Genomic DNA, 11,633 nt, shown 5'->3' on the forward strand with positions numbered 1-11,633 from the left:
TATTGCGCAACAAAATGTTTAAAAAACAAGCAGTCAGCACCGTATTTTGATCACATCACTTAAATTTACCTTTTTTCGATTTTATTCATAGAAATTAACCTCTATAATACGAAACATAATTTTGTTGAAAGGTTTCAGCGTGTTGATTTACAGGCATCTTTAGAAAACAGAACAAATGAATCGTGATAGACTATAATGTATGATGTCTACCAACCTTTGATACAAAATAGTGATAAGTTTTTTATGATGTTGCTGGAACATTAACATGTTGCGCAACTTATCCATTAGAGATGAGTTTACATATTCTGTTTCGCACAGTTGATTAAAAATCAGCGACATTAACCCTTATTCATCCATTACAATACAACCATTAAATAGACTGCCATGAAAAAGACAAAAATTGTTTGCACCATCGGACCAAAAACCGAATCTGAAGAAAAACTGAATCAATTACTGGACGCGGGCATGAATGTTATGCGTCTAAACTTCTCTCACGGTGACTATGAAGAGCATGGCAACCGTATCAAAAACCTGCGTAACGTTTGTGCTAAAACAGGCAAAAAAGCCGCTATTTTATTAGATACTAAAGGCCCAGAAATCCGTACCATTAAATTAGAAGGTGGTAACGATGTCGCTTTAGTTGCTGGCCAAACTTTCACTTTTACTACAGACAAATCTGTTGTTGGTAATAAAGATCGTGTCGCTGTAACTTATGAAGGTTTCGCAAAAGATTTAACCGTTGGTAATACTGTATTAGTTGATGATGGCCTTATCGGTATGAAAGTAACAAAAGTTACTGATACTGAAGTTGTTTGTGAAGTTTTAAACAACGGTGACTTAGGTGAAAACAAAGGCGTTAACTTACCTGGCGTTTCTATCGGTTTACCTGCATTAGCAGAAAAAGATAAACAAGATCTTATCTTTGGTTGTGAACAAGGCGTTGACTTTGTTGCAGCTTCATTCATTCGTAAACGTTCTGATGTTGAAGAAATGCGTGCACACTTAAAGGCACACGGTGGCGAAAACATCATGATCATCTCAAAAATTGAGAACCAAGAAGGCCTGAATAATTTCGATGAAATTTTAGAAGCTTCTGACGGTATCATGGTTGCACGTGGTGACTTAGGTGTTGAAATTCCTGTTGAAGAAGTTATTTTTGCGCAAAAAATGATGATCGAAAAATGTAACGCGGCGCGCAAAGTGGTTATCACTGCAACGCAAATGTTAGATTCGATGATCAAAAACCCACGTCCTACTCGTGCTGAAGCGGGTGACGTTGCGAATGCTATCTTAGATGGTACTGATGCTGTTATGCTCTCAGGCGAAAGTGCAAAAGGTAAATACCCAGTAGAAGCGGTTACTATCATGGCTACGATTTGTGATCGTACTGACCGTATCATGCAATCTCGCCTTGATTACAAACAAACAGCTGCGAAATTACGCGTAACTGAAGCAGTTTGTCGCGGTGCGGTTGAAATGGCTGAGAACTTAGATGCACCTCTGATTGTTGTTGCTACTTTCGGTGGTAAATCAGCACGTTCTATCCGTAAATATTTCCCAACAGCACCAATTTTAGCCTTAACAAACAACGAAGAAACCGCTCGTCAACTTCTGTTAGTTAAAGGTGTTACAACTCAATTAGTTAACGAAATTTCTTCTACTGATGACTTCTATCGCATTGGTAAAGAAGCCGCATTAGCGAGTGGTTTAGCTCATACAGGCGATCGCGTTGTTATGGTAACAGGTGCATTAGTTGATAGCGGTACAACAAATACTTCATCTGTTCACGTTCTGTAATTTAACAATACATTAATTGTTCAAACGCCACTTTTTAAGTGGCGTTTTTTATTATTTACTTACATTCCATTTATTTTTTCTCTTTTCTTTGCCACTTCTTCTATCTTTTTAGTAAGCCTTTTATTCATATACGCTAAATAAGGATATAAAATGTCTGATGACACAATAAATTCTAATGTCTTTGCTTGTACTACCCTTGCGATTAAAGATAAAAAAAGTCGTATTTACCATGGTAGAACAATGGAGTTCTCAACAGACAAACCCGCTTCAATATTTGCATATTATCCTAAAGCACATACTTTCCAACAAAATGCTCCTGACGGCACACCAGGACTAAAATATGCCGTTAAATACCCTTTTATTGCCATTACAGCGCCAATTAATTTAGAAGGGACAAAAGACGTACTTGAGGGCGTCAATACTCAAGGACTTTCTTTTAGCTTGAATATGCTTCCTGATTCAAAGCTCGACGATATTCTCCCTCAAGATTACGCAACGTCAGTGCCAATTGCAGCAATCGGTGAATGGGCTTTAGCACAATATGCAACCGTTGAAGAGCTAAGACAAGCCATTCCTAAAACGGTTTTTTGGTCACAAAAACTATTACTTTTACGTAATTTACCCAGCCCTTTTCATTATGCTTTTTACGATAAAACTGGAGCTTGTATTGTTGTTGAGGTTTCTGATGGTCGTTTACATATTTATGACAATCCAACTTATTGCATGACCAATGGCCCATTATTTCCATGGCATCTTACTAACTTAAATAATTACACTCATCTTTCTAATGTTAATATCTCCACCAGCACATTGGGAAATGTAAAGGTCAAACAACCAGATAGCGGGATTGCTTTAGCTTCCCTACCAAGCTCTGATACTTCTGTCGATAGATTTATTCGTGCCGTTTACTATACAACTTATTACCACCAAGTGTCTGATCCTGATATACAACTCATTGAATTAGCCCATATCATGAACCGTTTTGATCGCCCTAAAAATTCCACAATCGATCCATTGCTAGGCCATGACACGTTAAAAGCGCTTCATACAAGTGAATTTTCAGTGTGGACAACGCTCACCGATTTAGAACGAGGAATACTCTTTTTTAGAGGATATAACAATCTCAACTTCCAAAAATTTACGCTTGAAGCATTTAAAAATGAAGCAGAACCTATTTTCATAAAAGTAAATTTAAAAGGTGATTTATAGATAAAAGCGTGAATAATAATGAAAAGCACAGATAATATGTTTTTCTATCAGACTTTTATGAATAAAATTCTTTTGTGAAATAACACGCATTTTTTGTACTGAATATTTGCGTTTTAGGTGCTATTTTTCCTATTGTTCAGTTAATGAGTAAGTAGAATATGGTAAATAAATCCAGCATTTTCTTATATCTGTGCCATACTTATTAGTGGCTTCATATAAATGCTACTTGTTCCTTTACACAAATTAATAATAGAGGTTGTAACTATGAAAGCGAAACTTGTACTAGGTGCGGTAATTCTGGCTTCAGGCTTATTGGCAGGTTGTTCTTCTAGTAATAATGCACAGTTAGATCAAATCTCTTCTGATGTAAGTAGCCTGAATTCTCAAGTTCAGCAACTGAGTAGTGATGTACAATCTGCTCGTGCTGAAGCTAAATCAGCTTATGACGAAGCAGCTCGTGCTAATCAACGTTTAGATAACCAAGTCACTACTTATAAAAAGTAGTTTGACTCACCGATAAGCTAAAAAGCTTTAGGTAAGCATTAATCACAAAGCCCTAACAATGTTAGGGCTTTGGTTTGTACACTATTAGGTTTTATATAAAATTATATTCTTTTAGATTTTCTTGAAGCTTGTCGAATTTCTCAAATTTTAAGTTATTTTTATATAAGGTAACTCCCTATAAAAAAAACAGATACCTATAAGCATCTGTTTTTTCTATAAGTTTATGGGGAATTAATCAATCGTCACATCCACAGGTATCCCCGAGCGACGAATAAGCTCTGCATCGACTTTATCTTTATCGATTTTGCCACTTTCATACCAAGCATTAAATTGCTTCGTGAATGTAAAAGGCATGGTTTGTGGATCATCATCTTCATTGCGTGATAGTGGCTGATGCACTTCAATAAACTGTCTACCGTCTGTGGTTTCAGTAAATTTAATCGGTTTATTAATAATCTGAACTCGGCTTCCTTTCGGCACCACATTAAATAATGTTTCAATATCATTTGGACGTAAACGAATACAGCCTGAGCTCACTCTTAAACCAATACCAAAATCAGCGTTAGTACCATGAATAAGGTATTCCCCTCTGCTATGAGCCAATCTTAAAGCATAAGCTCCCATAGGGTTTTCAGGGCCTGCAGGGACAACCGCGGGCAATGTTATCCCTTTTGCAGCATAATTTTTGCGAATATTGGTCGTTGGTGTCCAGGTGGGATCTTTTATAAGTTGAGAAATGGACGTCACCATTTCAGGTGTTTCACGCCCTAATTGACCAATACCAATAGGATAAACATCAACTGTGCCACCTTCCTTGGGGTAATAATAAAGGCGCAATTCGGCGAGATTGATAACAATACCTTTTCGCATAGTGTCTGGTAAAATCATTTGCAGTGGAATAGTTAATGTTTTACCAGCATCGGGTAAAAGAGGATCAATACCTGGGTTTGCCTCCATCATATTGAGCAATCCCACTTGATATTCAGATGCTATCGCTTCTAGTGAACGCTTATCATCAGGTACAATGTAAGATTGATTATCACCAATAATACGCTGACCATCATCGGGTAATAGGTATTCTGTAGCATAAGATAAGTGACTACTCATCCCTAATAGCGATACCCCCAAGAGAGTTAACCATTTTTTCATCGTTTATCCCGTGTGTTAGAAATAAAATAAACTGACTATTATGATGATAACATTATCATTGTTATGCTATTCATATAATTAGTCAGTTTAGATCATTAATGAGGGATCTGGTAACATTTACGCCACAGTGTATTCTGAAAAACGCTTAATAAGCGTCGTCACCATTGCATGTAAACCTTGTGTTCTAGATGGCGTTAAGTGACTTTCCAGTGCTAATGATGAGAAGTAATGTTTTACATCCGTCGCTAAAGCTTGCTCAACTGTTTTACCTTGAAATAAGATAATAACCAAGGCTACTAGCCCTTTAACAATACTTGCATCGCTATCACCAGCAAGGATAAGTTGTTTATTCTCATTAAGAGAAACCGCGATCCAAACTTGGCTTTGGCAACCTTCAATAAAGTTAGCTGAAATACGTTGTTTATCTGTTAGAGGAGGAAGACGCTCACCTAGCTCCATCATATAAAGATAACGTTGTTCCCAATCCTGACAACGGGAGAAATTGCGTAATAATTTTGCTTCATCTGGCAAATTAGCAACTGCCATGAATAACCTCTTTGTTTTAATCTTTAACCTAATAGCATTTCGACACGCAATAGCGCATTAACCAGTGTATCTATATCGTTTTTATTGGTATACAACCCAAGAGATGCGCGACACATTGCAGGAACCTGATAATAATCCATAATTGGCATTGCACAATGGTGCCCAGTACGGATCGCAATACCATAATTATCAAGAAAAGCACCCACGTCATACGCGTGATGTTTACCTAAATTAAAGGCTATCACACCTTGGCGAGAATCATTGCCATACAGCGTTAATGATTTTACTTTTTGTAGCTGCTCTTGTGCATACTTCATTATACTATTTTCATATTCCGCAATATTGTTCATGCCTAAATTTGAAAGATAATCTAATGCTGCACCTAAGCCAATCATCCCCATAATATTAGGTGTACCTGCTTCAAAACGCCAAGGCGCATCCGCATAGGTAATATCACCATTGATATGGACATGTTTTATCATTGCACCACCGCCTTCCCAAGGTGGCAATTCATCGAGCACTGTTTTTTTACCGTACAACAAACCAATTCCTGTTGGCCCATAAAGCTTATGAGCACTACAAACAAAAAAGTCGCAATCGAGTTGTAAAACATTAATGGATTGATGCATTGCACTTTGCGCACCATCAACTAAAACATGTAATTCACCACCATGTTGATAAGCATATTGGCGAGCATCATAAATAATTTGTGCAATAGGGTTCACTGTACCGAATACATTTGATTGATGAGTAATACTAAGTAATTTTGTTCGTTCATCAATTAAACTAGGTAACTGACTTAGGTCCAGCGTACCATCATGTAATAACGGTAAAATACGGACATGAAAACCATACTGTTTTGCCAGCATATACCACGGAACAATATTCGCATGATGTTCCATTTCTGTGATGATGATATTGTCACCATCATTTAAAAATCGTTGGCTATAAACATTCGCAATTAGGTTGATCCCTTCCGTTGTTCCTTTAACAAAAACAATCTCTTCTTCGCTATTGGCACCTAAAAAATCACAGGCTTTTTTACGGACATTTTCAACTAACGTTGTCGCATTTGCACTTAACGTATGAATGCCGCGATGAACCGCGGCATATTGTGTTAAAGCAAATTGTTTTTCATGTTCAATGACACAAGCCGGTTTTTGAGCACTTGCGGCACTGTCGAGGTAGACCAGTGATTTTCCTTTCACTTGTTGTGAAAGGATTGGAAAGTCATCTCGCGCTTTTTCAATGGAATGCGTCATAATGCCTTATTTTATACCTCTAATAAGCGCTGATTAATTCTGTCTAATACAAGCGATTTAATCACACTATTTTCTAGTGATTCAGTTAATTCAGCAGCAAATGCATGAATGATCATTTTACGGGCATCACTTAAAGAAATTCCGCGTGAGCGCAAATAAAACAACTGTTCATCATCAATTCTACCCACAGTAGCGCCATGACTACATTTCACATCATCAGCATAAATTTCAAGCTGCGGTTTAGTATCAATTTGCGCTTTATCACCCAGCAACAGATTGTTATTAGTCATTTGACCATCTGTTTTTAGTGCTTGTGGTGTAACAGTGATCATACCGTTAAATACGGCTTTTCCCGCGTCCATTGCAATACTTTTATGCAGTTGGCGACTTTGGCAATTTTTCTCACCATGAACCAACCAAGTACGAGTATCAGCAATTTCACCGGCTTTAGGTAATACAACGCTATTCATCGAAAGCTCTGTATTTTCACCTTTTAGCGCAGAGCTAGTGTGATGTCGGCTGAGTTTAGCGCCCAATAAGAAAGCATAACTATTAACTCGAGCATCACGGCCGATTGTCAAATCGTTATGTGCAAAATGCTGGCTTTCTGCATTTTCAAAACTTAATTTGATATGGCTAAAAGAGGCATTATCACCAATCGTTGCTGTTAGTCTTGCACCTGTAAAGTGGCGATTTTCATTATTACTGCTGATATAGTGCTCAATTATCTGCATTTGTGTATTAGCACCCACATCAAGATGAAAACGGTAATTCGCGTTATTCACCTCTGCACCATGTTCACCTTGTGTAATACTAAGGATATAAAGCGGTTTATCCGCAATAACACCGTTTTTCAGTGTAATAAGCAAAGGATGTGGCGCCAAACTTTCAACTAAATGCAGAAAAATTTCACCGTTGACGGCTTCAGGTAATTCGCTCTGATTATCAAGTAAGGTCACTTGATAAGGGCCAAATTCTTTACTACTTTCTGTTGGTGAAAACGTACCATTCACCATCACAACACGATAGCAATCAAGCGCTAAAGCATGTTTAGTAATTAAACTTTGCACATCAAAAGGTGGCAACTGTTGATAGCTTTGGCTTAATGTCTCATCTAATGGTGTATAGTGCCAATCTTCATGGCGATAAATAGGGAAACCTATTTTCTCAACTTGCAACCAATGATTACGAGCGTTGAGGTTATCGTCACCTTTACGTTGATGATATAACGCAGAAAATGTTTTTAATGCTTGTTGATTACGTAATTCAACTTGGCGCTGTTTTTCACGCTTTTCATTGAGGGTCAATAAGCCAGCCATAACCTTGTTCCTCCAATTTTTGCGCCAATGAAAAATCACCGGATTTAATGATTTTTCCCTGATAAAGGACGTGTACAAAATCAGGTTTAATATAATCAAGAATACGTTGATAGTGTGTTACAACAATAAACGCACGTTTGCCATCACGTAGGCTATTAACACCATTAGACACGATTTTTAATGCGTCAATATCAAGGCCTGAGTCAGTTTCATCTAAAATGCATAACTCAGGCTCTAGTGCAGCCATTTGCAAAATATCGTTACGTTTTTTCTCACCACCTGAGAATCCCACGTTAACAGAACGTGTTAACAAATCTTGAGGCATATCCAATAATTTGATTTTATCTTCAATAAAATCTTCAAAATCAAAGCGATCTAATGGCTCTAGACCACGATATTCTCTTACCGCATTTACTGAAGATTGTAAGAAAAACTGATTACTGACACCGGGTATTTCAACTGGGTATTGAAATGCCATAAAAATGCCTTCACCTGCGCGATCTTCAGGTTCTAGTTCTAATAAATCTTTATTTTTAAAAGTGATAGAACCTTCATCTACTTCATATTCTTCACGGCCAGCAAGTGTTGCAGATAAGGTACTTTTACCTGAACCATTTGGCCCCATAATCGCATGAACTTCACCTGCACGAACTTGCAAATCTAGTCCTTTCAGGATTTCATTGCCTTCAACACTGACATGTAAATTTTTAATATCTAACATAATATATGCCTTCGGTATCGTTACACTCAGAATTTGGTTAATGCTTAACCAACGCTATGTTCTAAGCTGATTGCTAATAATTTTTGTGCTTCTACAGCAAATTCCAGCGGTAATTCTGAGAACACGTCTTTACAAAATCCGTTTACAATCATTGAGATTGCATCATCTTCACTTAATCCACGTTGACGACAATAAAACAGTTGATCTTCACCAATACGTGACGTTGTCGCTTCGTGTTCAAGCTGTGCTGAGTTATTCATTACCTCAACATATGGGAAAGTATGTGCACCACATTGCGTACCAATTAACATCGAATCACATTGTGTGAAATTACGGGCATTTTTTGCGCCAGGAAGAACTTTCACAAGTCCACGGTAACTATTTTGACTTTTACCCGCTGAAATACCTTTAGAGATAATGGTTGATTTGGTATTTTTGCCAATATGGATCATTTTAGTACCAGTATCTGCTTGTTGATTGCCATTAGTTAGAGCAACCGAGAAAAATTCAGCAGTAGAATTATCCCCTTTTAAAATCACACTTGGATATTTCCACGTGATTGCAGACCCCGTTTCTGACTGCGTCCATGACATCTTGGCGTTTTCACCTTCACAGATGGCACGCTTAGTTACAAAGTTAAGAATGCCCCCTTCACTATCGCCACCAGAGAACCAGTTTTGTACAGTAGAATATTTTACTTCGGCATCTTTATGGATAATGACTTCAACCACAGCTGCGTGAAGTTGATAACTATCACGAACGGGTGCTGAACAACCTTCGATATAACTGACATAACTGCCTTCATCTGCGACCAGAATAGTTCGTTCAAATTGACCTGTTTGAGCCGCATTGATACGGAAATAAGTCGACAACTCCATTGGGCAACGTACCCCTTTGGGAATATAGACAAAAGTTCCATCAGACGCGACAGCGGCATTCAGTGCGGCAAAGTAGTTATCATGGCTTGATACAACGGTACCTAAATATTGACGTACTAAATCAGGATATTCTTGAATAGCTTCGCTAAATGAGCAGAAAATAATGCCGTGTTCCGCAAGCTCTTCACGATAGGTTGTTGAAACTGAAACTGAGTCAAAAATTGCATCAACTGCAACCGCTTGCCCTTCTCTTACAGGTACGCCCAGTTGGTTAAAAGCATCTTCAACTTCTTTAGTTAAATAATCTTGCGCAACTTGTTTATCATTGGTTACTGCTTCATTTGTACCTCCAGCACAACTGCCGTTAGCACAACATGAACTACAAGAAGGTGCAGAATAATAGCTATAATCTTGATAATTAAGCGATGGATAATCTGCTTTTAGCCAATGTGGCTCTTCCATTTCTAGCCAATGGCGATAAGCATCTAAACGAAATTCCAGCATCCACTCTGGTTCGTTTCTTTTAGCTGATATTGCACGTACAACCGCTTCATTTAATCCTTTTTCTAAGGTGTCGGTTGATATATCAGTATAAAAACCTTCTTTATAGTGGTGATCACTTAGCCATCCCTGAACTTCATCACCAATTTCAACATTGCTCTGAGACATAATCTGACTTCACTATGTTATACCCCAAAGCTCTCACCACATCCGCAGACGTTTTGAGCTTTAGGATTATTAAATTTAAACATTTGATTAAGTCCTTCACGAACATAATCAACAACAAGCCCATCGATGAATGGCATTGCTTTCAATGAAACAAACAGTTTTGCGCCATTATGTTCATACACAATATCATCTTCATTAGGGCCTGCGGCGAGTTCAATAACATAACCATACCCAGTACAACCAGAGGGTTTGATATTTAAGGAAAGCCCCTGTTTTTCAGGGTTTTTCTCAACTAAATGGCAAATATGTTTTGCTGCATTATCCGTCAGTACAATGCCTTGCCAAGCTGTGTCGTTAAGAGAAAAAGTTTCAACGTTGTTTGTCATTTCTGACCTCATTTCGAAAGGAGATTGATATCTTTCCTGACACTAATGGTAATGATAACCCTTATCACTTCAACCATGTCTTTTGAAAGGATATTATGCAAATGTATACTTTTTGTTCCATTATTGCGTTAAATTTGTTAAGTTTTGTTTTTAACGCTATGTTATATATCACTTTTGTCTTTTTTTATAATAAAAAATAAAACTTTTAATTTTTCTTATATTTCGCACAATAAGCATATAAGTTGCAATATAAATACACTTTATATGTTATCACTGAAATCGAGAGAAAAAAGCATAAAAATGCGTATCCATACGATGGTATTTACAGTACATACGTTTCATTTTTATGCTGATCATGAAGGATAAGATAGCACCACTGATGGAGTAACTTCTTATTGTATTGTGTGTTTGCTGGACTTATTTATTAATTGAAATAGTTTGAATATGTTCTCTTGTACATTCAATGACTTGTTTGTATTTTTGTTTATTCGACTGACTGTTTATTGCACTAATAAATTGTAATTGCCAAACACGATTTGTACTAAGATCCGCCACTAAGACACCCTCATAGCTCACATTTTCTCTTGCCATATTTCCTTCAAAAAGGACATGTCGGCTTTCAACACTTGGAATGGTTAATGGTTTTATTGATGTAAAAATTTCATTCATGCCATCAATTATCGCAATATTATCAATGATGCCTTGTGCTCCGGCATCAACGTCGTAAGTCATTGCATCGGCCATTTTAAAATAAACCAGACGAACTTCTGACAAATCACAAATAGGCTTTGACTTATAAACTATCATTTCTGTTGTGACGTCCTGAACATTATCAGGCAATATTTTAAAATAATTTTCAGTATTTTCTCTGCTCATTGAAAATGAAGAGGGATACTTCATATTAAAACCAGAAACAGTTTGTACTGGAATATTACTTATATTATTACTCGTATTAGAGGTGGTATTATTATCACATCCCGTGAGTAATAAACCTGCAATTAATAATGCTGCTGTGTTGAATTTTGAAATAGTTAACATTGTGAGCGTCTTTTCTTTTATTATGAAGATAATGATTATCATTAAAAATAAAATCTAAATAAAGAATAATTTCTATTTTCCTTCTCTATTTTTATTCTTTTTTCTCATTACCTATAAACATAAAAAACGCACAAAGCGAGTATTTCACTTTGTGC

11 protein-coding genes are annotated in these 11,633 nt (G+C 37.0%); 3 read left to right on the plus strand and 8 right to left on the minus strand.

Annotation, left to right across the window (positions count from 1 at the left end):
- Window positions 1–384: 384 nt before the first annotated feature.
- The 3 genes from pykF (at window position 385) to JEP40_RS14580 (ending at window position 3,510) form a co-directional block, all read left to right on the plus strand.
- Window positions 385–1,797, plus strand: a complete 1,413-nt coding sequence (gene pykF, locus JEP40_RS14570; protein WP_198624111.1) for a pyruvate kinase PykF — start codon at window positions 385–387, stop codon at window positions 1,795–1,797.
- A gap of 150 nt (window positions 1,798–1,947) precedes the next feature.
- Window positions 1,948–3,006, plus strand: a complete 1,059-nt coding sequence (locus JEP40_RS14575; RefSeq protein ID WP_198624112.1) for a linear amide C-N hydrolase — start codon at window positions 1,948–1,950, stop codon at window positions 3,004–3,006.
- A gap of 264 nt (window positions 3,007–3,270) precedes the next feature.
- Window positions 3,271–3,510: a major outer membrane lipoprotein gene (locus tag JEP40_RS14580; protein WP_036937280.1), complete on the plus strand. Its 240-nt coding sequence runs from the start codon at window positions 3,271–3,273 to the stop codon at window positions 3,508–3,510.
- 231 nt (window positions 3,511–3,741) lie between these two features.
- Here JEP40_RS14580 and JEP40_RS14585 read toward each other — a convergent pair whose 3' ends face one another.
- The 8 genes from JEP40_RS14585 to JEP40_RS14620 form a co-directional block, all read right to left on the minus strand.
- Window positions 3,742–4,659, minus strand: coding sequence for a L,D-transpeptidase family protein (locus tag JEP40_RS14585; RefSeq protein WP_198624113.1), 918 nt, complete (start codon window positions 4,657–4,659; stop codon window positions 3,742–3,744).
- A gap of 117 nt (window positions 4,660–4,776) precedes the next feature.
- Complete coding sequence (gene sufE, locus JEP40_RS14590) at window positions 4,777–5,205, minus strand: cysteine desulfuration protein SufE (RefSeq protein WP_198624114.1); 429 nt, start codon at window positions 5,203–5,205, stop codon at window positions 4,777–4,779.
- A gap of 23 nt (window positions 5,206–5,228) precedes the next feature.
- A complete protein-coding gene (gene sufS, locus JEP40_RS14595) occupies window positions 5,229–6,467 on the minus strand; it encodes a cysteine desulfurase SufS (protein WP_198624115.1) in 1,239 nt (412 codons plus the stop codon).
- An 11-nt stretch (window positions 6,468–6,478) separates the two neighbouring features.
- Window positions 6,479–7,786, minus strand: a complete 1,308-nt coding sequence (gene sufD, locus JEP40_RS14600) for a Fe-S cluster assembly protein SufD (protein ID WP_198624116.1) — start codon at window positions 7,784–7,786, stop codon at window positions 6,479–6,481.
- On the minus strand, window positions 7,761–8,507 hold the full coding sequence (sufC, locus tag JEP40_RS14605; RefSeq protein WP_198624117.1) for a Fe-S cluster assembly ATPase SufC: 747 nt from the start codon (window positions 8,505–8,507) through the stop codon (window positions 7,761–7,763). The genes sufD and sufC overlap by 26 nt, the downstream gene beginning before the upstream one ends.
- A 44-nt stretch (window positions 8,508–8,551) precedes the next feature.
- Window positions 8,552–10,054, minus strand: a complete 1,503-nt coding sequence (sufB, locus tag JEP40_RS14610; RefSeq protein WP_198624118.1) for a Fe-S cluster assembly protein SufB — start codon at window positions 10,052–10,054, stop codon at window positions 8,552–8,554.
- A 17-nt stretch (window positions 10,055–10,071) separates the two neighbouring features.
- Window positions 10,072–10,440 (minus strand): Fe-S cluster assembly scaffold SufA, encoded by a 369-nt coding sequence (gene sufA, locus JEP40_RS14615; RefSeq protein ID WP_198624119.1) that lies wholly within the window; start codon window positions 10,438–10,440, stop codon window positions 10,072–10,074.
- A 417-nt stretch (window positions 10,441–10,857) separates the two neighbouring features.
- Complete coding sequence (locus JEP40_RS14620) at window positions 10,858–11,478, minus strand: hypothetical protein (RefSeq protein WP_198624120.1); 621 nt, start codon at window positions 11,476–11,478, stop codon at window positions 10,858–10,860.
- Window positions 11,479–11,633: the final 155 nt, after the last annotated feature.

This window comes from Proteus vulgaris, from assembly GCF_016239305.1.
Classification (GTDB): Bacteria; Pseudomonadota; Gammaproteobacteria; order Enterobacterales; family Enterobacteriaceae; genus Proteus; species Proteus vulgaris_C.